We start from the raw sequence: 23,180 nt of genomic DNA on the forward strand, positions 1-23,180 counted from the left end.
TGGTCCCGCCCACCTGATCGAAGGGGGGCGGAATGGCCGCCGCTGCTGCTGCAAAGGGCAAGGTCTACTCGGCGGGCACGGCGTGGTTGCAGGTCGTGCCCTCGTTCTCCGGGGCCGAGGAAGCGTTCGGCGACGAGGCCGCGAAGCTGGGCAAGCAGCTCGAGGGGACCATCGCGAAGGCGCTGCCTGAGGGTGTGGCCGAGGGCCTGAAGAAGGCCGACAAGCAGACCAAGGCGCGCGCTGAGAAGTCGGGCGCCCTGTACGGCGGCACGTACGGCCGCGCCGCGGTCCGCTCGCTGGAGTCCGCGTTCCGGGCGCTTCCCGAACCCAAGCCGAAGATGACGGCCTGGGAGAAGGAGATCGACAAGGCCCGCAAGGGCGTCGAGAAGCTGATGGGCCGGGCCGGCGAGGGCACGATCCTGCCGCACCACCTGACCGCCGGGATCGACTACTGGGCGCGCCGGCTGCGGGAGCTGCAGGACACGGCCACGTCGGGTGCCGGCTTCTTCAACTCGCGCGACGCCGCCGACGAGCTGCAGAAGTTCGTCGATATCGCCGACGAGGCCCGCCGCCGCGGGGTCGAGGTCCTCGCGGCGCAGGAAGCCGACCAGCTCGGCGACAAGGCCGGGCAGACGTACGGCGGCGCGTTCGGTAAGAGCGCGCTGGCGCAGATCAAGTCCGCGTTCGAGGCGATCCCGGCGCCGAAACTCAACATGACGGCGTGGGAGTCCGAGTTCGACAAGATCCGCAAGGAGCTTGAAGGGCTCTGGAACGGCGCGATGGCCGGGAACCTCACCCCGGAGGCGCTGACCAAGGGCGTCGAGGCGTCGTTCCGCCAGCTGGAGGATCTGCAGGGCCGCGCGACCAGCGCGGTCAACTGGCACAACGCGGAGACGACCCGCCGGGAGATCCAGTCGTTCCTGGACATCGTCGACAACGCGCGGCGCCGCGGCGTCGACTTGACGGCCGGGCACGGCGGGTCGCTGCAGGACGACATCCGTGAGGCGCTGACCAAGGCTATCGAGAAGCTGCCGGACTGGCAGTACGACCCGAAGGGCGCGAAGACCGCCCGCAACGAGCTGGCGTTCGCTCGGGAGCAGATGGCCAGCGCGTCGAAGGCGCGGATCGGGATCGACACTGACCCGGCGTACATCATGCAGTGGATCGCGGACACCGAGCGGGCGCTGCGGAAGACGTCGAGCGACACGACGGTCGGGAACGAGGAGCGGTGGGTCGCGAAGGACGCCGCTGATTCGCTGGCTGAGCTGCTCAAGAAGTCCGCGCCGGACGTGGCGAAGGTGTACGGGTCGGCGTTCGAGAAGGAGTTCGCGACCTCGCTGGAGCGGGCGCTGGGGTCGCTGCCGAAGGTGGCGATCGCGCCGAACACGTCGGCGGCGCAGACGGAGCTGCAGCGGATCCGCCGCGAGATCGATGACCTGTCGGGCAAGAAGATCGGCATCGACGTCGATGCTGACGCGGCGTTCAAGGAGTTCGCGCGGCTGCACCGGGAGCTGCGGGAGCTGCAGAACCAAGACGTTGAGGCCGACGTGCGCACGAACGCGGCGGCCGCCGCGGACGGCATGTCGAAGTTTGTCGGGGAGACGAAGAAGGCGGAGCAGGCGCTCAAGGACGCCGACCGGCAGGCGAAGCTGACGATGTCCCGGCTGGGTTTGATCATCGGCTTGTCGGCGTCGTTCGGTTCGATGGCGGTGCCGTCGTTCCTGTCGGCGGCGGCCGCGCTGGGCACGGTCGCGTCGATGGCGGCCGCGGCCGGCTCCGGCATCGGTGTGCTGGTGCTCGGCTTCAACGGCATCGCCGACGCGGTCAAGGCGATGAACGAGGCCGACGAGAACGCCGACCAGATCGCCAAGTCGCGGACGCAGGCCACCAACAATCTGCGCCGGGCCCGGGAGAACGTGACGGAGGCCGAGGCCAACCTGGGCCGGGTCCGCCGGGACGTGGCCGAGGGGGCTGCCGACGCGGCCAGGAACGTGGCCGACGCGGAGAAGGACCTGGCCGAGGCGCGCCGGTCCGCCGCGATTCAGGCGCGCGACAGCGCCCGGGAGATCCGCGACGCGCAGGAAGACGTGACCGAGGCTGAGGCCGACGCGGTCAAAGTCCGTGAGGAGCTGAACGAGGCCTACCGCGAGGCGGGCCGCGCTCTGGACGACCTGCGCTCCAAGGTGGCGGGCAACGCGATCGACCAGCGTAAAGCCACCACCGAGATCATGAAGGCGCAGGAGGAACTCAACAAGATCCTCTACAACCCGCGGGCGACGCTGATCGAGAAGCGGGAGGCGCAGGAGGCCTACGACGAGCGGGTCCAGCAGCTCAAGGATCTGCAGCGCGAAGGCAAGCAGCTCGGTCAGGATCTGGCCGAGGCCAATCGCAAGGGCATCGAAGGCAGCGACCAGGTGGTCGCCGCCCGCGAGAAGATCGAGGCCGCCGACAAGCGGGTCGAAGACGCGCAGGAGAAGCTGGCCCGCACCCGTGAGCAGGCCGCTGAGCAGCAGCGCCGTTCGGCGTTGCAGATCGCGGACGCGCAGCAGCGGGTGGCGGACGCGCAGCGGGCGCAGGCGCGGCAGGCGACCGACGGGGCGTTGCAGATCGCCAACGCGAGCAAGTCGATCCGCGACGCTCGTGAGCAGGAGGCCGAGGCGGTCCTGGCCGTCGGCGTGGCCGGCGGTGAGGCGTACCGCAACCTGCAGCAGGCGATGGACAACCTGTCGCCGGCGGGGCGCCGCTTCGCTGAGTTCCTCTTCAAGCTCAAGGACGAGGCGAAGGGGCTGCGCGACGCGGCGCAGGAGAACCTGCTGCCCGGGTTGCAGACCGCCCTCGAGATGGCGTTGCCGGGCCTGCCTGCGTTGGAGGGCTACATCGGCAAGGTGGCCGGCAAGCTCGGCGACCTGGCCGGTCAGGCGGTCAGAACCTTCCAGAACCCGACGTGGCAGCGGTTTTTCAGCTACGTCGACTCGACGGTGGAGCCGTCGCTGCAGCGCATGTTCGACATCGGCGCGAACCTGTCGGAGGGGCTCGCGAGCCTGTATCTGGCGCTGTCGCCGTTCGACTCGTCGGTCGGTGACGGCCTGGTCGGCATCACCGAGGACTTCGCCAAGTGGGCCCGCGAGGTCGACCAGTCGGAGGGCTACCGCAAGTTCATCGACTACGTGCGCGAGCAGGGACCCGAGGTTGTCGAGCTGCTCGGCGACATCGGCATCGCGCTGCTGCACATCATCGAGGCGGCGATGCCGCTGGGCGCGCAGATGATCGACCTGACCACCCGGGTCATGGAGTTCATCGACGCGATCCCCACCCCCGCGCTGACGATCTTCGTCACCGCGCTCGGCTGGGCGGCGCTGGCCGTGGTCGGGTTGAAGGCGGTGCTGCGCGGCAAGCAGTTCTTCGCCGAGATCAGCACCATCTTCGGGCCGCGCGCGCAGCGGATGATCCAGACGTACGCGATCAACACCGGCCGGGCGACAGCGCAGACCAACCTGTTCGGCAAGGCCACGGCCACCGCCGGTGGGATGGCGGCCGCGGCCGGGTCGAAGATCGCGGGCGCTGCGAGCACCGTCAACCAGCTCGCCATCCGGGCGGGCACGGCGACGGCGAACAGCGTGCTGCTGGGCCGGGCGTGGAACGCCGCGTCGAGCGTGGTGTCGGCGGCCGGCGGCCGGATCGCGGCCATGGGCGGCCAGGTGCAGCAGTTCGCTGTCAACACCGCGCAGGCGGCGGTGCAGAGCAACCTGTTCGGGCGGGCGTGGCAGCGCACCATGCAGGCCGCGTCGTGGGACGGCACCCGGCTGCAGGGCATCGTCCAGGGCATCCAGCGCATGACCACCGGCGCCGTGCAGGCCGCCAGGCAGAGCACCGTGCTCGGCACCGCGTGGCAGCGCACCGTGCAGGCGATGTCGTGGGAAGGCACCCGCCTGCAGGGCATCGTCCAGTCGGTCCAGCGGTTCGCGACCACCAACGTCAACGCGGTGCGGCAGAGCACCGCGCTGGGGACGGCCTGGCAGCGCACCGTGCAGGCGATGTCGTGGGAGGGCACCCGCCTGCAGGGCATCGTCCAGCGGGTCCAGTCGCTCGCGACGGGCGCGACGAACGCGGCCCGGCAGAGCACCGTGCTGGGCGGGGCGTGGCGTACCGCGTCGAACATGCTCGCGTCGACGGGCTCGGCGCTGCAGAACGCCGGCACCCGCATCGCGAACGCCGCCCGCAACGTGCAGTTGGTAGACCGAGCGGTCGGCCTGGCCCAGCGCAGCGCGAGCGGCCTGATCGGGGTGCTCGGCGGGCCGTGGGGTGTCGCACTGCTGGCCGCCACGACCGCGGTCGCGTACTTCGGCGCCAAGGCGGCCGAGCAGAAGCAGAAGATCGACCAGCTGGCCAGCGCGCTCGGGGCGCTCAACGACGAGTTCAAGTCGCTGCAGAAGGACGGCATGTCGGCGGGCGACGCCGCCGACGAGGCGTTCCGGCGGGCGGTGCAGAACAACCCGGAGCTGCAGGAGATGGTGATCCTGCTGGACAAGGTCGGCATCGGCTACGAGCAGATGCTTCGGGCTGCCACCAGCGGCGACGTGTCGACGGTCACCAACGCGATCGATGCGCAGATCGAGCGGCTGGAGTCGTTCATCGCGTTGGGGCAGGCGCAGCGGCAGTCCGTGCAGCGGGTCGCTGACGCGCAGAAGGAAGTGGACAGCCTCAAGCAGCTCAAGCAGGGCTTCATCGAAAACGCGGAGGCGATCAGCAAGCAGGCCGGCGCGATGGCGATCCTCAACCGGGAGGCCCAGGCGAAGTCGCAGATCGACGCGTACATGCGGTTGCACCCGAACGCGACGCCGGCGGAGATCAACGCGCAGTCGGCGGCGTACGAGAGCAACGCGAGCCGGATCGCTGAGCTGACCCGGCTGACGCAGCTGATGGGCACGGAGCAGGGCAAGGCCGCGGTCAGGGCCGACCTGCTGCGGCAGGCGATCGAGCAGCAGACCAGCGCCGCGATCGGCGCGGCGGAGGCCTCCGACGCGTTCAACTCGTCGCAGGTCAGCTTGCGGGAGTCGATCGCGAGTAACGGTCGGACGTTGTCGGTGAACACGCGCGAAGGCCTGGCCAACCGGGACGCTCTGCAGCAGACGGCGTCAGCGTCTCGGGATCTGATGATCGCGGAGATCAACTCCGGGATCGAGGTGAAGAAGGCCGCGGCCGCGCACAAGACCCGCATCGACAACTTGAAGCAGGAGGCGGCGCGGGCGTTCGGCGCGAAGAAGACCACCGACCAGCTGATCGACACGTACGGCAAGGTGCCCGACGACGTGGAAACGATCCTCAAGTCGGACGAGGCCGGGTTCGCCAAGGTCTACATGGAGCTCAAGCAGCTCCAGTTCATCCAGGACGCGTTGAGCCGGGGCCTGTCGGTCGAGGCGGCGCAGAAGGAATGGGACCGCTGGGTCGGGCAGTCGCAGTACCAGCGGTACGTGCCCGGCAAGCCGGGCGGCGCCGTGCCGAAGAAGGCCACCGGCGGCCGCATCACCGGGCCGGGCACCGGCACGTCGGACGACGTGCTGATGTACGGCTCGAACGGCGAGTGGGTGCACAAGGCCGCCGCGGTGCGCTACTACGGCGACGATGTCATGGACGACATCAACAACATGCGGGTGCCGCGCGAGTGGTTCCTGCCGGGGTTCTCGACCGGCGGGAAGGTCGGCGGGGACGGCGCCAGCCTGATCCCGGCGTACGCCAGCGGCGGCAAGGTCGCGCAGAAGTGGCCGTTCGTGGTCGACCTCAAGAAGACGTTGATCCCGTCGGTCGACGAGGTCGCCGCCGCGCTGGGCGGCGGGGTGCCGAGCAACAGCGCGTTGGGCGGCGCCGGCGGCGGCGTCGGCTGGAAGTGGCAGATCGCGCAGCTGCGCAAGGTGTTCCCCGGCCTCGACCTGTACTCCGGGTACCGGAAGAACTCGTACACCAACTCGGGGAACCTGTCGTGGCACTCCCGCGACGGTGGCCGTGCCGTGGACGTCGAGCCGCGGCAGGACGTCTTCAACTACATCCACGACACCTACGGCAAGCAGACCAAGGAATTGATCTGGGGTGGTGACCCGAACCGCAACATCCAGCACGGTCAGCACCACAGGTACTCCGATTCGCTGCTGTACCAGCACGGCCCGTACAAGGGCAAGCGCGGGCCCAGCCCGCACGTGCACTGGGCGTTCGACAACGGCGGCTGGCTGATGCCGGGCATGAGCCCGGTCAACATGCTCGGCCAGCCCGAGCCCGTGTTGACGCCGTGGCAGTGGGACGCGATCGAGAGCTTCGTCAATCAGGGCCTGGCCGGCAAGGGCGACACGTACCAGTTCACCTTCGCCGACACCACCTTGACCCCGGAGCGGCTCACCGCGATCCAGCAGCGGCAGGACGCGCTCGCCCGCGTCGGCCGCCCCCGATAAATCCCGTCCCTGGCCAACCGGCCCCGCCCACCGCACCTGGTGGGCGGGGCCGGTCGCCTTCCTGCACCCAAGAGGGGGTGAGCCGTGACGGCACCCGTCGACGAGCAGACGCTGTACCCCGACGACGACCTCGGCACGATGTCCGCGACGTGGATCGACCCGGACGGCATCGAGTGGCCGCTGTCCAACGACGAGCTCGGCTGGTTCACCATGTCCGGCCCGGCCGGGTGGGGTGCGACCCCGATCGAGATCGTCGTCGACCCGCTGCCCCGCGGCGGGGAGCAGGTCCGCTACATCCGGCAGCGGCCGCGCCGGCTGCAATGGCCGCTCTACATCGGCGCCGACGAGGGCGGCGGCCACCAGAACTTCGTCGACAAATACCGGGCGCTGATGCGGGCGTTCACCAAGACGACGCAGCGCGGCGCGCCCGGCTGGCTGGTCGTGTCTCGCCCTGCGACCGGCCGCTCGAGGCGGATCGCCTGCTACTACGAGGAAGGCTTCGACGGCGCCGCCGGCGAGAACCACCTGTGGGCCAAGCCGGTCATCGGCTTGTACTGCCCGGACGGGTACTGGTCCGGCGACACCGCGGTGGTGGAGCGGCGCGAGTTCCAGGCGACCGGGACGACGCCGGCGTCGTTCTACAGCCCGTTCATCAACGTCACCAGCTCGCGGGTGGTGACCGACGACGGGGCGGGGTCGTCGACGACGACGCTGCTCAACGACGGCGATGTCGAGGCCTGGCCGACGTGGTCGATCACCGGCCCGATCAGTGAGCTGACCGCGAAGAACCTGACCACCGGCGCCCGGTTCAAGCTCGCGTACACGCTGACCGCCGGGCAGAAGATCACGATCACCACGAACCGGCCCACCGTCCGGCTCGCGGCGACCGGCGCGAACCTGTCGAAGTACATCGACTGGCTCAACCCGGCCGGCACCGAGCTGTGGCCGCTGGTCGACGGCGAGAACGACATCACGTTCACCGCCCTCGGCGCCGGGACCGGCACCGCGGTGGAGCTCGCGTTCACCCCCCGCTACGAGACCGCGTGACGGGGGTGAGCCGATGACCGCCCCGCTTCCCGTGACCGGCCCGGCCGCCGAGAAGGCGCTGCGCGCGCACTTCACCATCCTGGTCACCGACCCGAACCTGAACGTGCTGGGCGACCCGCTGCACGAGTGGTCGTCGCTGCAGGCCACGATCAAGTGGAAGGAGCCCGGCTCCGGGCAGGTGGTGATCCCCGCCTACCGGTACGTCCTCGAGCAGCTGGTGCCCGGCTGCCGCATCGTCATCATCCGCCGGGTGCTCGGCCAGTCGAAGGTGCTCATCGGCGGGCCGATGGAGCAGATGCTGCGCGAGCGCGGCGACGACGGTGAGAACGGCGGCGTCGGCAAGGTGACGGTCACCTTCGCCGACGACCTCTCCTCGCTGGCGACCCGGCTGACGTACCCGAACCCGGCGCTGCTGCCGCAGGACCAGACCACCGACTACTGGACGTACTCCGGGAACCCGGAGCAGGGCATGCTGACGTTGGTCAACACGCAGTGCGGCCCCGGCGCCAGGTCGGAGCGGCGCATCCCGAAGCTGACCGTCGCCCCGTTCTCGGGGATCTCCGGGACGGGCACGGTCGCGTTGGGCCCGACGTCGGACGTGAACCCGCGCGAGCGGCTCGAACACGTCACCGACGTGCTCCGCAAAATCTGCACGCTCGGCGTCGGCGCCGGCCAGCACCCCGACTCGTTGGGGTTCCGGGTGCGGCAGACGCAGACCAACGGGCAGGACGTGCTGCTGTTCGAGCCGGTCCGGTCCCGCAACCTCGCCGGGGACGTGCACTTCTCGCTGGCGATGGGCAACCTCAAGTATTTCGCGTACGAGCTGTCCGCGCCGACGCTCACCACGGCGATCGTCGGCGGCCAGGGCGACGGCGCCGACCGGTTCGTCGTCGAGATGAACAACACCGACCCGAAGGCGACCGTGTGGGGCCGGATGGAAGGGTATGTGCCGCAGCCGGGCACAGCCACCAACCTGGAACGCATCGACGCCGCCCGGCAGGCGTGGGCGGAAGGCGGCCCGACCGTCCGGCTGGCATCCAACGCCGCCGACACCGTCGACCAGCGCTACGGCGCCCACTACGACGTGGGCGACATCGTGTCGCTCGACCTCGGGCAGGGCGAGACCGTCTCCGCGCCGGTGCAGACGGTGTCGCTGCAGGCGTGGCCGACCGCCGGTGAGGTCGTCGGCACCACCATCGGTGACCAGTCCGCCGTCTACGAGACGCCGTGGAACAAGGCCCAACGCATCTTGGACACGCGGGTCGGCAGGATCGTCCGCCTGCTGAACCGCGCCCCGACCACCACATAACTGCATAGGAGGCCCCGCGTGGGTGAGCTTTCGTACCCCGTCGCCGGCGGCGGCGGGGTCACCGACGCCCGCTACGAGCAGCTGCTCGGCGACGTGACCGGCAGCGGCCGGATCGCCTACAACCCGAACGAGACGCTGATGAACACCTCGCTGGTGTACGGCGACAGCTCGGGCCGGCAGGTGAAGGTCCGCTCGAACATGGCCGCGCTGGTGCGCGGCTTCCGGTGGGAGACCGACTCGTCCGGCATCATCCGCTCACTGAACGCCAACACGAGCGGCCTGACCCGCATCGACCTGGCCGTGCTGCGGCTGAACCGGTCGGACTACACGGTGACGTTCCAGATCGTTCCGGGCGTGCCCGCGTCAACGCCGGTCGCGCCCGCACCGACGCAGACGATCGCCTCCAACGGGGTGTGGGAGCTGCCGCTGGCGACGATCCGGGTCACCTCGAGCTCGGCGGGCGACCAGCCGTCGATCGCCGCGTCCGACGTCACCGACCTGACGACGTGGCTGGCCGCGCAGCCGCAGATCGCGCTGTCGACGCGCCGGCCGAGCGTGTCGTCGTGGGGGTCGATCTTCACCGAGTCGGACACCGGCCGCACCTACGTCGGGTTGGGCGGCTCGTGGCATCTGATCGGTGACCCCGGCCAGGGCACCCGGCTCACCCCGAACTCGGGCTGGAAGACGCCGGGCAACATCTTCGCGACCCGCCGCAACGGCATGGTGTCGTTCTACTGCCTGCTGCTGGAGAACGGGACGATGGGTAACCGGCCGGCGGGCACCGACACCACCATCTGCACCATCCCGGATCAGTTCCGGCCGAGCGGCGACGTCCCGATCCTGGCCTGGTACGACGGCGGCAACGTCGCCCGCTGCTACCTCGACGCGTCGACCGGCCGACTGTTCATGAGCAACTTCTCGGTGGCGTTCGCGTCCACCCACGCGCTGACGATCCCGCCGTACGCCTGGCCGGCGAAGTACAGCTGACAAAGGACTCCGATGAATCAAGGTCACTGCGAGACGTGCTCGTGCGACAGGGGCGGAGTCATCAGATGGCGGCCGGTCGTCGCGATCCTGCTGCTCATGTCCGGCTGGGACACCATCGGTCTGCTGTTCGGTGAGCGGGTCTACATGAGCCCCAGCTACGACGTGCTGCGCGAGGTCGCCAGCGGGTTCAAGATCGGCGGGTTCAGCATCGGCATCCGCGTCTACGGCGGCATCCTGCTGGTCATCACCTCGGTGGTGGCGTGGGCGCTGCTGCACCAGCGGTACCGCGACGGCCGCATGACGCGCCGCCTGCGCCTCGGCCTGTCCGCGCTGGCCGGCTACTGGGTGGCCTGGTGCTTCGGGGTGGTCATGACGTTCGTCGTGAACGCCCAGGTCTACTCGTGGGGCGCGATCGGGAAGCTCGTCGGGATCGCCGCGATCGCGGTGCTCGCCGCCCGGGTGCCGCCGCCGAAGGCCACCACACAACAAACGGGGAGAGTGAAGCGTGCGGTGGGCCCTGTCCCTGTGGATCCACGACCGGACGGGGCTGGCGGGCCCCCTCATCCCGCTGCTGGCACCTGACCTGGCGGCGACCGAACCAAGCCTCGCCGAGAAACTCGCCATCCCGATCATCGGCGCGGTCGGCATGATCGTCGTCGCCGTCATCACGCTGATCGGAACGTTCCGCACCTCGGGCCGCACCGCGCAGGTGCAGCGCGACAACGAACTCGACCAGCGCGCCGACCGGCAGAACGAGCGGCTGATGGCCGAACTGACCCGGCTCACCGAACTGGTGGCGACCCGGGAGAAGGAACGCGACATCGCGATCGAAGCCAGGGACCGCGCGCGGGAGCACCTGCACGAGTACCGCGAGCTGTATGCGGCGCTGCGGGTGCGGGTGCGTAACGCCGGGCTGGACCCGGACACCATCGGCGAATAGAAGGGCGACCAGCGTGGGCCGAGACCCGTTCGCTGCCACAGACGAAGACCACGAGTACCCGCTGCTGTCCACCGAGCCGGACACCGTGGCGGTGAACCCGGCGCGCCGGTTCCGCAACGGGATCGTGCTGCTCGCCGTGGCGGTGGTCCTGCTGGCCGGGGTGTCCGCGTACACGGCGACCGCGCTGGCCGGGGAACGCACCGACCAGCACACCGAGCAGCTGCTGGCCGAGCTGAACCGGCGCACCGCCGAACGCAACGACCAGGCCGCGTACACCGCGGCGGTCCTCGAGCAGAACCGGCGCACCCTGTGCGAGCTTCTGCCGGCGGTGGAGCAGACCGACAAGATCCGCCAGCTCACCCGGGCGTACCGGTGCGGCACGGCCAAGGACGCGCTCGTCCCGCCCGGCTGGACGGCCCCGCCCGGCTGGCCGCAACTTCCGCCCGGCCCGGCCGAGTTCGGCGCCGGAACCCCTGACGTTCAGCCGTCGACCGGCAGCTGAACCGCACCACCCCTTTTCTCCACTCGAGCCCGGACCGCACGGTCCGGGCTTCTTTCATGCCCTGGCACGTGCGGGGCCCACCCGAAGGAGCACCACATGTCCCTGATCCAGAAGTACGGCAAGGCGCTCGTGCCGGCCGCGATCGCGGTCGTCACCGCCGCGCAGGCGCCGCTGACCGACGGCAAGATCACCACGGCCGAGGTGATCGCGTTCTTCATCGCCGTCAACGCGGCCGTGTCCGTGTACGTGGTGCCGTCGCTGCACGTGCGGTACGCCAAGACGTTCGTCGGCGTGGTCAACGCCGTGCTGATGGCGCTGGCCACGGTCATCGTCGGCGGGGTCGACGCCAGCGAGGTCACCCAGCTGATCCTGGCCGCGCTGATGGCGCTCGGCGTGAAGGCCGCGAACGCCGAGTCCGACCCGGTCGTCGTCGAGGGCAACCCGTACGCCGGCGGCACCGAGCTCTGACCGGTCCCCCGTCTCTTCGAGAGCCCCGCGCCCAGGCCTACGCCTCGGCGCGGGGCTCTTTTCGTGTCTGACCCCTGCTAAGGAGAGCTCCTGCCGTGTCCACCACGCTGATCGAAACCGTCCTGTGGCCCGCCATGCACGCGCTGGAGCCCCCCAGCAAGCTCGGCGGGACGCTGACCAACAAGCCCGGCTACCACGCCAGCCGGGACATGCACCGCAAGGCCGGGCGCACCAACGACTACAGCATGCGCCTGCAGCTCGACCTCGTCGGCGGCCCGTCTGACACCTCGAGCGCGATCGACTGGACGTTCCCCGACGCCCAGCGCGGCGACTACCGCACGATCAACAAGTACAGCGCCCGGCTGCTCGCCGCCGGCCGGTCGAAGGACCCCCGCGCGTACGGCATGCGCGAGTTCTTCGGCAACGCCGACGGTGACCGCGAGGTCGAAGGCTGGGACTTCTACCGCGACACCACCAGCTCGTCGGACACCTCGCACCTGTGGCACATCCACATCAGCGTGCACCGCTGCTACGTCAACAACCCGCGGGCGATCGACGGCATCATCTCGATCCTCAAGGGCGAGCCCCTCGCGACGTGGCAGAAGCGGTGGGGTCTGCCGGTCACCGGCGGCGGCGGGCCGGTGATCGCGCCGAAGCCCGGCGACACCTACACCGTGCGCTCCGGGGACACGCTGTCGAAGATCGCCGCTCGGTACAAGACGACCGTGGCGACGCTCAAGAAGGTCAACGGGCTGCCCTCCGACCTGATCCGGGTCGGGCAGGTGCTCAAGCTGGTCGCCGCGGCGCCGGCCGCGCCGAAGCCGCCGGCGTGGCCGAACGGCGCGAACGACTACTACCGGCCCCGCGCGAACGCTCCGTACTACGCGCTGGTCGGCAAGTGGCAGGCCCGGATGAAGCAGCTGGGCTGGCCGATCGACGCGGACGGCTACCTCGGCCCGAAGTCGGGCGCGATCGTCAAGCAGTTCCAGAAGCAGGTCGGGCTGCGCGTCGACGGGATGCTGAACAAGGCGACGTTCGACGCGGCCTGGACGTCGCCGAAGGCCGCGCACCACGGCTGAGTTTCCGCATAGGGTGACACCGGCCCCCGTTGTTGCTGTGTGAGGGCCGGCGTCGTGGTTACGGTGGTCAGTGCAGGATGGCCCAGACGATCATCACGATGATGATCAGGATGGCCAGGCGGGCGGTTCGCTGATTGCTTCCTAGGGCGCAGCGGACCGCCTTCGCCGTTTCTGCAATGGCTTCGTTCATGCGGGGGGTCACCTCCTTAACGGACGTTCAAGCGGGACGACTCCCGCTCTCCCCCATATCGTTGTACGCACCAGAGCGCCCCGGCGGCTTTAACGCAATTTCCCTCACCTCGCGACGCCGACTGTCCGATATGTCAGTCCGATTGGTAACGACTAAGCCACTTGGCCCGAGTTTCTGCATGCGCACATCCGCCGATTAGCCCCACACAGGACCCACCGCCGGGTCCACGTCCGTGTATTACTCGCCGGCGTACGGCACGGCGGGGCCGGTGCGGTTCATCCGGAAGCCGTTCCACAGCACGGCCGACTGCTGCGAGCTCGGCCCGACCCAGCGGCGCAGCCCGGCCCAGTCCCCCGCCTCCACGAAGTCGTGGCAGCGCTGGCACACGTACATCTTGTCGCCGGACGTGAAGCCCAGCGCCGCGGTGGGGCCGGGGATCTCGAACTGCTCGAACGGGTAGAAGGCGACCACGTCGAAGCTGGTGCAGAAGTCGCACAGGGCGGCGCCGGGCTTGTTCAGCCCGGCCGGCACGGTCACCCCACCGGGCACCTGCAACGCGTCGACCGCGGTCGCGATCGCGACGTTGTCGAACGCCGAGTCGACGAGCTGGGCGAGCCTCTCCCCGCCCTCGGAGCGCACGTGCTGCATGAGCCGGGCCAGCTCGGGCCGGTCGTTCGCGTCCAGGGCGGCGCGCATGCGCAGGAACATGTCGTGCAGGAACGCGGCGTTGGAGACGGCGCCGGGCCGGGGCAGGTCGTCGGTCATCCGGTCATCCTCGCGCACCGGGGCCGCCGCGGGTCAGAAGCTGCCGTATCCGGGGTACTGCTGCCAGGTTTCGCCGTCGAGCTCGTGGCCGGCGTCGCGGCGGCCCATGCGCAGGGCGAGGGTGTTGTCGTCGAGCATGATGCTGCCGTCGCGGCGTTTGTCCCCGGCGCGGAGGCGGCGCATCTGCCCGCCGCGGCCGGGTTCGCGCATCACGGCGGCGGCGACTCCGCTGCTGGGGTGCCGGAACGCCCAGCCGGTCGGGAATGCGGAGCTGGTGAACAGCTCGACGGCGCGGTAGGTGCCCCAGCCGCGGAACAGGAACGGCACCTTCGCGTCGGTGGCCTGGTTGCGCAGCATCCGGAACCAGTCGATGTGGCTGGGTCGGGCGCGGGGGCCGTACTCGCCGGCGGTGACGATCCAGTCGAGGCCGGCGCTGCCGAGGGCGCCGGGTACGCGGCGCAGGTTGATGGGGCCGAGCAGCGGTGCCGCGTAGAGCAGCCGGGTGAAGGCGGCGGTGTCGAGCAGCGCGGCGATCGCTGGTTCGGCGGTGTCTTGGTCTTCGGCGCAGACGCCGACGCGCAGGTTGGGCAGGGGCCAGCGCAGTTCGGGTGCTCGCATGCCGCCGCCGCTGAGGGCGTCGACGTTGCTGTGGACGTGGTGGCGGAACGTGGGGCTGGTGAGCAGGTGCTGCATGCGCTCGTACAGCTTGGTGACGACGACGAAGGTGTGCTGGCCGGCGACGGCCATGACGGCGAACATGCTGGCGATGAAGTCGTCGGGGACGCCGTTGTGGAAGACCTCGCCCATGGAGTTGACCCACCAGGTTGTCGGCTTGTGCCGTTCGAGGGGGATGGTGAGCCGGGCGTCGAGCAGGTTGATGCGGCCGGTCCAGGTGACTTCGCCGTCGTCGCCGGTGCGGGTGAGTCCGGCGTATGCGGGTGCGGCGTCGGCGTCGCCGTTGGTCTGGCGGAGCACGGGGGCGAGGTAGCAGCTGCCGCAGTCGCAGCCGAGGGAGGGGTTCCATGCCTCGCCGGTGCTGCCGTCGCTGTTGCGGATCCAGTCAGCGAACGGCGACGACGACATCGGTGGGCCTCCAGTGTGGTGGGTCGGCGGTCGTGCTGTGTAGTGAAAGATTTCACTACACAAGTACGCGGTCGTGGGGCCGCACGCGCCGTCATGGCGTGGGTCACGTTCCCTCGAAACTCCCGGTCGCGCTTCGTACATGTGTTCGACTAACGTGTTCCGGCGAGGGAAAGGGGGATCTACGTGCAGGTCTTTGGGGTTCGACGGGCGCGGATGACCGTTTCGATCCTACCTCCGCCCGCGCGGATAGTAGTCACCATGTGGGCGCATGGCAAAAGCGAAGGGGGTAGCTCGTGCAGCAAATCGCCTCGGAATGTGTGGGTAAAGCGCCGTCTGGGCGCTAGAGTCCGTGGCAGGCGCGACTCAAGCCGTTCGTCGGATATGAGCCAACATCAACACGCGATATAACTGCTGACGCTCCACTGTGCTCGTGCGGCGGACAGCTTAGTTCGCAAGGCCCTTTACAGTGGCGTGACGAACCACTCTTCGGGAAAAGGACGAAACCTAGAAACGCGACGACGACGCAAGACCGGGCAGAGTGCGCGGAGGCAAGCTGCAACACCCCGCCCTGGTCTCACGCCGTCGCCGCACGCAGCCCGAGGGCTGCGGCAGGGAAGGTGATCGGGGGTTCCCCGCGATGTAGCCGCGGGGGCTCCCGGCACCTCATACTTATAGGTTGACCGCCCTCGATTCAAGCGGTCTGTCTGGACAATGGTTTCGACTGCTTCGCCGGCCGCCCCCGCGTACCGACATCGACCCGAGAGGGCCGGGTTGCATAGTGCGAGCAGACTACACACGCACTACAACCATTTCGTACATCCGAGTTGATCTTAGAGTATCCGAATTTTAGGGGTATTTCCCGTACAAATGGCCGTCGTCCATATAGGCCTTTCGGCTACCCGGCCTGCACAGCGGACACCCAGGTAAGCACCGCCGGCCACCAGCTCAGATACAAGACGGCGGCCGCCGCACCCACCGTGACCAGCACGGCATAGCCGAGCACGTACTCCTCCACTCGATCCTCGCGGCCGACCATACCCCTGTCTCGTGGCGGCCGCGCCTGACGGATGTCATACCCACCATCCGGCCGCGCCGCCTCACCACCAGCCCGCCGACCTCCGGTGACGAACCGCCACTGCGGCCGCGGCCGCACCGCATGCCACGTCCGGCCCCGCACCGGCACCGGCCACAGCAGCGGCACACCCTTCCACGTCATCGCATCGCCGAGGCAGTGCACCAGACACCCGGCGCCGACCGCGAAGCCCAGCCACCAGCCCGACGGCGCCGGCCACAACCACATCGCCGCGGCGACGACCAGGCCGCCGCCCGGCGCGATCGGCACATGGATCAGCCCGGTCCCCCACGCCAGCCGCTTGCACACCTTCGCGAGCTCGCGCAGCCGCCGCGCGCCCAGCGGCATCTCCGCCCGGCTGGTGAACCGGGCCACCCGTTCCAGCCCGGCCGCCCGCCTCGAGAACCAGCGCCCCAACGAAAACGAGCGCCGCCCCGCAGGGAGCAGCGCCCGGATCGCTGTGCTGGCCGCCCAGAACACCACGGCCAGCGGCGCCCACAGCCCGCCGTAGCGGCCCAGCGCGCCGAACCCGACCGTGGCGGCCGCGCAGAACACCAGCGTGTGCGTCAGCGTGCGGTGCCCGGTCTCGGACGGCTCGTCGCGGTCGGTGCGGGTCAGCCAGTGCACGACCAGGCACACCCGGGCCACCGCCCGGGACAGCCACCGCGTGACCGGCCCGAGCGAGGTGGACACGTTCGCCTTCTCCATGTCGATGTCCGGCAGCACCGCCCCGAACGCGCACAGCGCCGTCCCCACCACCATGACGTGCACGCCCGGCGGGTGCCCCTCGGTCACCGCGACCAGGCAGCCGAGCTGCCACACCGCGGCGCCGGTCGCCGCGTGCGTGAGGCCTAGCATCGCGACCCCCGACCCGTGGTGTGACACAGGTCACCGCGAATCGACCTCACGCAACGGCTCTCCCAGAGCCCTCTACTTACATGAGCGAACAGCCGAACCCGCAGCGCCCGACCGAGCCCGCCGACGATGCCACCACCGCAGAACTGGCCGACTACTTCACGCTCGTCGACCGGTACGTCGAGGCCCTCTGCACACCCGAGTCCGTCGAACGCAGTCTGCGCGAGGCCATCCGCAAGGCGAGCGAGCGCGACAGTGGACTCGCACCTGACGCCTAGCATCGCGGCGCTCGATCCCGCTCAGGGCCGCTGGCCTTGCTGATGACCAGCGCAGCGAGGAACAGGAACCCGACGTGCGCGGACTGGTCGAGGGCGTACGCCCCGGTGCCCAGCGACGGGTTGTCGTCGCGGCCCGGGCGGGGCACGCCGAGCTGGTAGAAGCCGGCCTTGCCGGTGGCCGCGGCGTACCGGCGCAGCGGCTCGCGCCGGTCGATCACGTAGTGGCTGACCGCCGAGACGGTGAGCCCGGCGGCGAGCCGGCCCCACCGGGGCCGGGCGCCGGCGGCGAGGTGCGCCCCGGCGAGGGCGACCGCCGCGGTGGCGGTGTACGAGGCGACGTGGGACAGGCAGGCGCGGTGCCCGTCCCGGCCAGGCAGGGACTTCACCTGGGCGTCGCTGTCCCGCTGAACGTGGTGGTCACCGACCTGGTGGGCGGCGAACAGAGCGGCGAACACGCCGCCGAGCCCCAGCGTGCTCACAGCTCACCGCCCCGGCTGCGCTGGTCGGCCGCCAGATCGCGCAGCAGCTTCGACGCGTCGCGGCTGACCTTCACCAGGTCGGCGGCCAGCGGCTGCAGCACGCGCGCCGCCCGCTGCCGGGCCAGCGCGCGGTTGGACCGCCACGCGCCGACCGCGGCGACCAGGGCGAGCGCGGTGAACAGCAGCAGCCCGTACCAGGGCAGCGGCTCGACGTCGGTGCGGCAGGCCCGCACCGACAGCACGGCGACCAGGAGCACCAGGAAGCTGAGCCCGCCGAGCTCAGCGCCGACGTACGGCCAGTCCTCCGGGTGAACGTTCGCGGCCCGTTCGCGGGCACGCTTGAGTAGGGACTTGGGCACGGTGTTACCGTCCTTCCGCAATCCAGCAAGATCCCGGCGGTCGGCCTGCACTCCGGCCGCCGGGCCGAAAAAGGGGTTCAGCGGCCGGCGGGCTGCTTGTCGAAGTGGCCGGTCCGCAGCATGTGGTCGAACAGGTGCTCCTCGAGGAACCGGTCCATGACGGTGCGCTCGTCCTTGAACCTCGGCAGGCCGTCCTCAACGCGCTGCCAGCCGCCGTCGTCCGGCTTGAGCACGGCGATGCCGTAGCGGTGCGCCAGCGCGAGCATCTTGCGCGGCGTCCTGGTGGTGCGCACCGCGACCCGCCCGTACGACCGCCACCGGAATGCCAGCGGTGGTTCACCGCGCATCGCGCTCTGCTCACCGAAGATCGCGCCGACGTACGTGATCGGGCTGGGCGGGCCGCCCAGCTCGGGCACCTGCTCCCACAGCTCGAAGTCGGCCCGCACGAGGCAGGCCTGCGGCATCAGCTCCATCCGGCGGGCCAGCTTCTCCCGGTCGACGCGCACCGCCATGTCGGCCGCGGTCCGCCAGATACGCGGAGCCCGGAGCAGCACCGCGTCGTTCCAGCCGAGGGCGGCCAGCTCGTCAGCCATCAGAGTCTCCAATCAGTTCACCGAAGATGGACGTCTGCACCGCGGTAGGCGCCGACGCGGGCGGCGGTTCGGGCAGCACGGGGCAGCTGGTGCACGCGCAGATCCACCGGCAGTTCTGGCCGGTCAGCCAGAACGGGTCGCGGCCCGCGCCGTCGCTCAGGCAGATCCAGCCGGCCGGGTGCTCGCGGATCGCGCCGCCGAACGCGACGACGGTGCACGGGCTGCGGTGGTCGAACAGCTTGCAGTGGTCGCAGACGCCGCCCTCGCACGGGCAGCTACGGAACCACCCCTCGCGCTGGGCCGGGGTCAGCACGACCTCGGCGATCCAGTCGGCGGCGGCGGCCGGCATCGGCCACGCCACGGTGGACCTCATCGGGAGCGCCGCTTCCGCCGCCACGCCTCGAGCGCGTCGATCATCTCGTGCTCGAGGTCGACGGCGGTGGCCATCATCGAGCACCTGCCGACGCCGCCGCAGTCCGACCGGTCGGGGTGGGTCTTGTCGTGCCGGTTCTCGAGGATCGCCCACTCGGCGGCGAGCTTGTCGAACTTCGCCCCGTACGAGCTCACGCCGCACCACCAGCGTGCGGGAGGTCTTGGGCGTAGGCCCAGGTCTGGCCGTGCACACCGTCGTGCCAGCCGTGCATCGCGCCGTCGCTCATCACTGCGATCTCGTCGGCGTCGCGGCCGTGGTCTTCGACGAGGTGCTGCTCGAGGCTGCGATGCCCGCGCCCCAGCTGCGAGCCGTGCACCCACGGCTTCCACTCCCCGTTCGAGGGCACGGCCGCGTCGGGGGCAATTTTGCCCCCGGCCGTGCCTGGGTACGGCGCGTCGGGGTGGCGGCGCTGCTCGCGCAGGATCGCGCGCACGTAGTTGACCAGCTGGGCGTCGCCGCGTTCCATGCCGGGCACGTAGCCGTACTCCCAGTGCTGCGCGGCGCGGACGGCGGGCAGCAGCGCGAGCACCTCGGCGTCGGTGGGCTCGGTGCCGTAGTGCCGCATGCAGTCGGGGTCGATGTCGTCGGCGGCCGCGCAGCTGCAGACCGGCATGGCGCCGGCGAACGGCAGGTGCTGCTCGGCGGCCCGGGCGAGGGCTTCGACGACGGGGATCTGCTCGACGGCGAAGTCCGGGTCGAAGCCCTTGCGCCAGCGCGGGCGCACGGTGAACGCGGTGCCGAGCTTGTCCAGGTGCAGCAGGCCGCCGGTGGGCAGGTGCCGGTACCGCCAGATGTGGACCTCGCCGTTGGTCAGGCCGCCGACGCTCGCCCACCGGGCGAGCTCGTCCTGGCCGACGAGCGCGCGCAGGTAGCCGAAGGCGGCGGTCTTGTCGTAGCCGTCGACGTTCTTCCACGGGCCGGGGATGACGCGGGCGCTCATGCGGGTGCTCCGCTGCGGTTCGGCTCGTCGGCTGCGGGCTGGTAGGCGCGGGAGAGTTCGTCGCTGTCGGCGACGATCTCGACGCGCTCGATGGAGCCTTGGTCGGCGGGGATGTCGAGGTGCACGACGATCCACTGGCCTGGGTCGATGTCGAGGTCGTCGGTGCTGCCGCCGCCGTAGACGGTGAACTGCACCGTGTTGTAGGCGAACTTCTCGCGCGGCCAGCCCTCGTCAGGCTCGTTGCGGACGCCGGTCTCGTCGTCGGGGCCGATGTAGTCGCGGACGAACTGCTCGACCTCGTCGAAGTTGTGGCCGGTCCACTGGATCGCGGCGATGCGCCAGGGCCGGTGGGTCATCAGCTGGGCAGGCATGGGCTTCCTCGGGTTAGGCGCGGGTGGCTTCGAGCAGGCGCGGGGTATCGGCGAGCTGGAGTTTCTTCCAGCAGGTCCGGCCGTAGCCCTGCTCGTATCCGGGGTTGCTGGGGTCGGGCTGGATGGGGCGGCCGCAGGCGCGGCAGCGGTTGCCGGCCAGGGCCTGAACGCTGTCGCGTGCGGCCGGCAGCATCTTGTCGAGGTCGTCGATGACCAGGTCGGCGAAGGCGCGGCTGAGTTTCTTGGTGATGAGACGTTCGGACACCCAGACGGCGAAGTGTTCGGGGACGGCCTTGTAGGTGAGCAGCTCGGCCATGCGCTGGTACTGCCAGTCGTGGGCGCGTTCGCGGTTGTCGAGCACCGGCTCGTTGCGCAGCCGCATGGCGATGGCTTCGACGTAGGCGGCGGTCAGCGGGTCGCCTCGGCCGACGATCTCCCGGATGGCCTGGAAGTTGTGGACGCGCCAGACCGGTGAGTGCGCGCGGGTGTCGAACAGCTCGCGCAGCTCGTCGAGCGCTTCCTTGCTGGCCGGTCCGTAGCTGGTCATGCTTCCCTCCCCTTCACATACGCTACCCGTGCAGTCATTTGGTATGCAACTTGTTGGCTCATACTTTCGGACACAAGAGAAGGGCGCCCCGGGGAAGAGGGGCGCCCTTGCGGTGTGACGGCTTCTACCTGCGTGTTTGCATCTCCTTCCGCTCGTCGCTGAGCCTCTGCATGTCGGCGGCGAAGACGACGTCGGCCTGCTCCTGACGGCGACGGCTGAGCCGGGCCGCGGCGGCGACCATCTGGGCTCGGGCCCAGCGCACGAGGCGGTCGACCGGCTGGAACCGCAGCCGCAGCGCGGTCCACGTGCAGCACACGAACACGCCCACGCACACCGCCGTGAAGATGTCGAAGATCAGCAGCAGCATCGGCGTGCCCGGCGCGCCGTAGCTGAACTCGTACGCCTTGACCGCGCCGTACCCGGTAAGCGCGCCGAAGCCGGACGCTCGCGAGTACGACCACAGCCGCGGCAGGGAGTCCTTGTCCACCGTGGTCACTCCCCGTCCGGGCTGGCCGGGGTGCGCGGTGGGCGGCCGCGCAGGATCAGCATGGCGGTCGCGAACGCGAACAGCGCGGCCGCGGCGGCGGAGACGCCGATGACGGAGACGGAGTTGCGCTCGGGCCGGGCGAGCACGGCGATGACGGCGCAGGCCGGCGTGGCGAGTCCGATGATGACGGCCGCGGTGATCGCGGCGCTGCGGGTGAGCGGGGGCTTGGAGGCGGACACGGGCAGGTGCTCCTCACGCGAGGGGAATCCGATGTCGGCGCCCTGCCGGTGAGGCTCCCCTGGCTCCCAGCTGCGACGGTCTCGATACCAGTCGCGGCCGCGGCCTCTGTGGCGGAGAGCCTCACCGCGCTGGCCCGCTACGGGGCCGGGCCAGCGGGGCTGCTGGTGCACCGTTGGCGCGTCCAGCCCTTGCCGATACGGACAGGCTACCCCTGCCGCATGTGGAGTACAACCAGTTGGGGAACGCTATCTGCTACCGGTTACTGGCGGGCGGCGCCCTCGAGCGGCTCGCCGTGAAAGAACGCCATCCCGTCCAGCCACGCCACCAGCTCGTCCGCCCCGATCCGGTGCGTCTCGTCGCCCACCGCGAGCTTGTACTCGACCAGGCGGCGCGCCTTCGACGGGTCAGGCTCGTCCAGGTACGCCAGCCAGCCTTTGTCCTCGGCGGCCAGGATCAGCCGCAGCCGCCGGATCCCCGGCATCTCCGGAGCCGGATCCATGCCGGCCACGCCGACCCGCCGCTCGCGGTCGGCCCACTGGCAGCCGGTCGCCTCCATCAGCCGGTCCAGGTGCTCGACCGGCACGTTCGCACCGAACTGCAGGAACCCGCTGACGGTCTTCTTCGTCCACCCGGCACGGATCGCCAGCTGCTGCCCGCTGATCTCGTTCTCCGGGCCGCGGCCCCACATCACACCGAGCAGCGTCAACCGCGACCGGTCCACACCTGACGGGCTGGTCAGCAGCGCGCGGATCGCCGCGAACGTGCTCTCCCGCCGCGCGCCGATGTGCGCGGCCGCCGCCACGTACCCGTCGATCCACGGCAGCGCCGCACCCGGGGCGATCGGCGCGGTCGGCCGCCCGCCGGCGGCCAGCCGCCAGCCCTGCTCCTCGTCGAAACGCGACACCGTCAGATCGAGGCCGTCCCCGCGGGCCTGGCGCAGCCGGCGCAGCACCCGCACCATCGGCGCCACCGACGGCCCGGACACCATCATCTTCCGGCCGGCCAGCACGATCTCGAACTGGTCGCCTCCGACGAACCCGTCGTAGATGAGCAGCGAGTCCCGCTCGGCGGCGATCAGCAGTGGGGCAGGGTCGTTCTCAGGCGGGTGCGCGGAAGTCATGAGAGCCTCTCGAAGGACGGTCGGGTGTCCACCCGAGAGGCTACGCCGCGCCCATTTGGCGGACAACGTGCGGGGGAACGCTACCCGATGGGGGTCACCCGCCGGTATGGCGGGCCGCCCAGCCCCGCGTCGTCGGCCACGATCTTCGCTCTCCACTGCTCCAACACCTCCTGACATTTGCCGCACAACGGCGACGCCCCGTCGCCGTAGATCCGGGCGCTCTCCCCGCACCCGGCGCACGGCCCGAACGCCGTGCCCCACACGTCCCCCGCCCGGCGCTCCCCCAGCGAACCCAGCTCGCCGGCGGCCCGCCGCTCCGCGCCCCACACCGCACGGTCCTTGCACAGCCCGTCCCAGTGCGCGTGGTACCGCTTCTTCGCGTTGTCCCGGCCGGCGGCGAACGCCCGCCACCGGCTCTCCCCGTCGACCCGCTCGAACACCAGCAGCCCGTCCGGCGCCGGATCCACATCGATCGGCAGATGCACCACCTGGCCGCCGACGACCGTGCGCTCCCACCGCACCAGCGCGTTGCAGCGCCGCGCCTTGCAGCTGGTGGGGGCGGCGGCCAATCCGCCGCCCCGAACCGCGGTCGTCAC

General features: G+C 70.4%; 26 protein-coding genes. 10 read left to right on the forward strand and 16 right to left on the reverse strand.

Annotated features, from left to right (window positions below):
- Positions 1 to 32: 32 nt before the first annotated feature.
- The 9 genes from ACSNN8_RS00255 to ACSNN8_RS00295 all read left to right on the forward strand — a co-directional run bounded on the left by ACSNN8_RS00255 (position 33) and on the right by ACSNN8_RS00295 (position 12,772).
- On the forward strand, positions 33 to 6,440 hold the full coding sequence (locus tag ACSNN8_RS00255; protein WP_436646019.1) for a hypothetical protein: 6,408 nt from the start codon (positions 33 to 35) through the stop codon (positions 6,438 to 6,440).
- Positions 6,441 to 6,524: 84 nt separating this feature from the next.
- On the forward strand, positions 6,525 to 7,487 hold the full coding sequence (locus ACSNN8_RS00260; RefSeq protein ID WP_436646020.1) for a phage distal tail protein: 963 nt from the start codon (positions 6,525 to 6,527) through the stop codon (positions 7,485 to 7,487).
- Positions 7,488 to 7,500: 13 nt separating this feature from the next.
- Positions 7,501 to 8,796, forward strand: coding sequence for a Gp37-like protein (locus ACSNN8_RS00265; RefSeq protein ID WP_436646021.1), 1,296 nt, complete (start codon positions 7,501 to 7,503; stop codon positions 8,794 to 8,796).
- An 18-nt stretch (positions 8,797 to 8,814) separates the two neighbouring features.
- Positions 8,815 to 9,783 (forward strand): hypothetical protein, encoded by a 969-nt coding sequence (locus tag ACSNN8_RS00270; RefSeq protein WP_436646023.1) that lies wholly within the window; start codon positions 8,815 to 8,817, stop codon positions 9,781 to 9,783.
- A 96-nt stretch (positions 9,784 to 9,879) separates the two neighbouring features.
- On the forward strand, positions 9,880 to 10,365 hold the full coding sequence (locus tag ACSNN8_RS00275; protein ID WP_436646024.1) for a hypothetical protein: 486 nt from the start codon (positions 9,880 to 9,882) through the stop codon (positions 10,363 to 10,365).
- 64 nt (positions 10,366 to 10,429) lie between these two features.
- Complete coding sequence (locus tag ACSNN8_RS00280) at positions 10,430 to 10,723, forward strand: hypothetical protein (protein ID WP_436646025.1); 294 nt, start codon at positions 10,430 to 10,432, stop codon at positions 10,721 to 10,723.
- A 13-nt stretch (positions 10,724 to 10,736) separates the two neighbouring features.
- The gene (locus tag ACSNN8_RS00285; RefSeq protein ID WP_436646027.1) at positions 10,737 to 11,225 is read left to right on the forward strand and encodes a hypothetical protein; all 489 of its coding nucleotides are present in this window, start codon (positions 10,737 to 10,739) and stop codon (positions 11,223 to 11,225) included.
- 96 nt (positions 11,226 to 11,321) lie between these two features.
- Positions 11,322 to 11,693, forward strand: a complete 372-nt coding sequence (locus ACSNN8_RS00290) for a hypothetical protein (RefSeq protein ID WP_436646028.1) — start codon at positions 11,322 to 11,324, stop codon at positions 11,691 to 11,693.
- Positions 11,694 to 11,788: 95 nt separating this feature from the next.
- On the forward strand, positions 11,789 to 12,772 hold the full coding sequence (locus ACSNN8_RS00295; RefSeq protein ID WP_436646029.1) for a LysM peptidoglycan-binding domain-containing protein: 984 nt from the start codon (positions 11,789 to 11,791) through the stop codon (positions 12,770 to 12,772).
- A gap of 67 nt (positions 12,773 to 12,839) precedes the next feature.
- Here the strand turns inward: ACSNN8_RS00295 and ACSNN8_RS00300 are convergent, their stop codons facing one another.
- From ACSNN8_RS00300 to ACSNN8_RS00315, 4 genes are all read right to left on the reverse strand, one after another.
- Positions 12,840 to 12,962: a hypothetical protein gene (locus tag ACSNN8_RS00300; RefSeq protein ID WP_436646031.1), complete on the reverse strand. Its 123-nt coding sequence runs from the start codon at positions 12,960 to 12,962 to the stop codon at positions 12,840 to 12,842.
- Between the two features lie 237 nt (positions 12,963 to 13,199).
- Entirely contained in the window at positions 13,200 to 13,727 is a 528-nt protein-coding gene (locus ACSNN8_RS00305; RefSeq protein ID WP_436646033.1) for a hypothetical protein, read from the reverse strand.
- Between the two features lie 33 nt (positions 13,728 to 13,760).
- Positions 13,761 to 14,810: a DUF5131 family protein gene (locus tag ACSNN8_RS00310; protein WP_436646034.1), complete on the reverse strand. Its 1,050-nt coding sequence runs from the start codon at positions 14,808 to 14,810 to the stop codon at positions 13,761 to 13,763.
- 895 nt (positions 14,811 to 15,705) lie between these two features.
- On the reverse strand, positions 15,706 to 16,740 hold the full coding sequence (locus tag ACSNN8_RS00315; protein WP_436646035.1) for a metal-dependent hydrolase: 1,035 nt from the start codon (positions 16,738 to 16,740) through the stop codon (positions 15,706 to 15,708).
- 80 nt (positions 16,741 to 16,820) lie between these two features.
- On the opposite strand from ACSNN8_RS00315, the gene ACSNN8_RS00320 reads away from it, so the two are divergent.
- Positions 16,821 to 17,015 (forward strand): hypothetical protein, encoded by a 195-nt coding sequence (locus tag ACSNN8_RS00320; protein ID WP_436646037.1) that lies wholly within the window; start codon positions 16,821 to 16,823, stop codon positions 17,013 to 17,015.
- Here the strand turns inward: ACSNN8_RS00320 and ACSNN8_RS00325 are convergent.
- The 12 genes from ACSNN8_RS00325 to ACSNN8_RS00380 all read right to left on the reverse strand — a co-directional run bounded on the left by ACSNN8_RS00325 (position 17,012) and on the right by ACSNN8_RS00380 (position 23,180).
- Positions 17,012 to 17,494: a DUF3307 domain-containing protein gene (locus ACSNN8_RS00325; RefSeq protein ID WP_436646038.1), complete on the reverse strand. Its 483-nt coding sequence runs from the start codon at positions 17,492 to 17,494 to the stop codon at positions 17,012 to 17,014. The genes ACSNN8_RS00320 and ACSNN8_RS00325 overlap by 4 nt on opposite strands.
- Positions 17,491 to 17,853: a hypothetical protein gene (locus ACSNN8_RS00330; RefSeq protein ID WP_436646039.1), complete on the reverse strand. Its 363-nt coding sequence runs from the start codon at positions 17,851 to 17,853 to the stop codon at positions 17,491 to 17,493. Before ACSNN8_RS00330 ends, ACSNN8_RS00325 begins: the two co-directional genes overlap by 4 nt.
- 77 nt (positions 17,854 to 17,930) lie before the next feature.
- Positions 17,931 to 18,446, reverse strand: coding sequence for a hypothetical protein (locus tag ACSNN8_RS00335; protein WP_436646040.1), 516 nt, complete (start codon positions 18,444 to 18,446; stop codon positions 17,931 to 17,933).
- Positions 18,439 to 18,819, reverse strand: coding sequence for a DUF6248 family natural product biosynthesis protein (locus ACSNN8_RS00340; protein WP_436646042.1), 381 nt, complete (start codon positions 18,817 to 18,819; stop codon positions 18,439 to 18,441). The genes ACSNN8_RS00335 and ACSNN8_RS00340 overlap by 8 nt, the downstream gene beginning before the upstream one ends.
- Positions 18,816 to 19,013 carry a hypothetical protein gene (locus ACSNN8_RS00345; RefSeq protein WP_436646044.1) on the reverse strand — a complete coding sequence of 66 codons (198 nt, stop codon included), beginning with the start codon at positions 19,011 to 19,013 and terminating at the stop codon, positions 18,816 to 18,818. The genes ACSNN8_RS00340 and ACSNN8_RS00345 overlap by 4 nt, the downstream gene beginning before the upstream one ends.
- Positions 19,010 to 19,819 (reverse strand): hypothetical protein, encoded by an 810-nt coding sequence (locus ACSNN8_RS00350; RefSeq protein ID WP_436646046.1) that lies wholly within the window; start codon positions 19,817 to 19,819, stop codon positions 19,010 to 19,012. Before ACSNN8_RS00350 ends, ACSNN8_RS00345 begins: the two co-directional genes overlap by 4 nt.
- The gene (locus ACSNN8_RS00355) at positions 19,816 to 20,190 is read right to left on the reverse strand and encodes a hypothetical protein (protein ID WP_436646048.1); all 375 of its coding nucleotides are present in this window, start codon (positions 20,188 to 20,190) and stop codon (positions 19,816 to 19,818) included. Before ACSNN8_RS00355 ends, ACSNN8_RS00350 begins: the two co-directional genes overlap by 4 nt.
- A gap of 13 nt (positions 20,191 to 20,203) precedes the next feature.
- The gene (locus ACSNN8_RS00360; RefSeq protein ID WP_436646049.1) at positions 20,204 to 20,737 is read right to left on the reverse strand and encodes a hypothetical protein; all 534 of its coding nucleotides are present in this window, start codon (positions 20,735 to 20,737) and stop codon (positions 20,204 to 20,206) included.
- 124 nt (positions 20,738 to 20,861) lie between these two features.
- The gene (locus tag ACSNN8_RS00365) at positions 20,862 to 21,224 is read right to left on the reverse strand and encodes a hypothetical protein (RefSeq protein WP_436646051.1); all 363 of its coding nucleotides are present in this window, start codon (positions 21,222 to 21,224) and stop codon (positions 20,862 to 20,864) included.
- Positions 21,225 to 21,229: 5 nt separating this feature from the next.
- A complete protein-coding gene (locus ACSNN8_RS00370; RefSeq protein WP_436646052.1) occupies positions 21,230 to 21,463 on the reverse strand; it encodes a hypothetical protein in 234 nt (77 codons plus the stop codon).
- Positions 21,464 to 21,723: 260 nt separating this feature from the next.
- Positions 21,724 to 22,584, reverse strand: coding sequence for a hypothetical protein (locus ACSNN8_RS00375; protein ID WP_436646053.1), 861 nt, complete (start codon positions 22,582 to 22,584; stop codon positions 21,724 to 21,726).
- 80 nt (positions 22,585 to 22,664) lie between these two features.
- The gene (locus ACSNN8_RS00380) at positions 22,665 to 23,180 is read right to left on the reverse strand and encodes a hypothetical protein (RefSeq protein ID WP_436646055.1); all 516 of its coding nucleotides are present in this window, start codon (positions 23,178 to 23,180) and stop codon (positions 22,665 to 22,667) included.

Origin of the sequence: Actinoplanes sp. URMC 104 (genome assembly GCF_051386375.1) — a bacterium.
Lineage (GTDB): Bacteria > Actinomycetota > Actinomycetes > Mycobacteriales > Micromonosporaceae > Actinoplanes.